Source organism: Liquorilactobacillus sicerae (assembly GCF_029916425.1).
GTDB classification, from domain to species: Bacteria; Bacillota; Bacilli; order Lactobacillales; family Lactobacillaceae; genus Liquorilactobacillus; species Liquorilactobacillus sicerae.
Genome location: NZ_JAHAVQ010000164.1, coordinates 1 through 490, shown reverse-complemented (window position 1 = coordinate 490; position 490 = coordinate 1). Strand labels below are relative to the sequence as shown.

The following is a 490-nucleotide window of genomic DNA, read 5'->3' as shown; positions in this document are numbered from 1 at the left end:
ATCCATTACACTACTCGCGCGAACATTATTATTATACTAGACTATTTGTTTGTTTGTAATTCTTATTTAGTGGTCTGGAATTAATTTGTTAAATTTTTGTCAAGTCGGAAAGAGTGCGTCAAACTATTCATTGGTCAAGCTTTGTCAGTAGCCCGTGGTATACTGATGTAGGACAATATCCAAATATTCATAAGAGGAGAAAATTTTCCATGACTGTAAAGATTGGTATTAATGGATTCGGACGAATTGGCCGTTTGGCTTTTCGCCGAATCATGGAATTGCAAGATAAAGCTTCAGATATTGAAGTCGTTGCTATCAATGATTTAACTACACCTTCGATGCTTGCTTACTTGCTCAAGTACGATACCACTCATGGCACTTTGAACGCCGATGTTTCAGCAAATGACGATACTTCTACTTTGACGGTTAACGGCAAAGACTATCACATCTATTCTGAAAAAGACGCTCGTAACCTTCCTTGGGTTAAGAA

At 37.6% G+C, this 490-nt stretch carries 1 protein-coding gene; it reads left to right on the top strand.

The window, feature by feature from the left end:
* Positions 1 to 209: 209 nt before the first annotated feature.
* The coding region (locus KH893_RS11800; protein WP_281166279.1) for a glyceraldehyde 3-phosphate dehydrogenase NAD-binding domain-containing protein at positions 210 to 490 on the top strand (281 nt) is incomplete at its 3' end.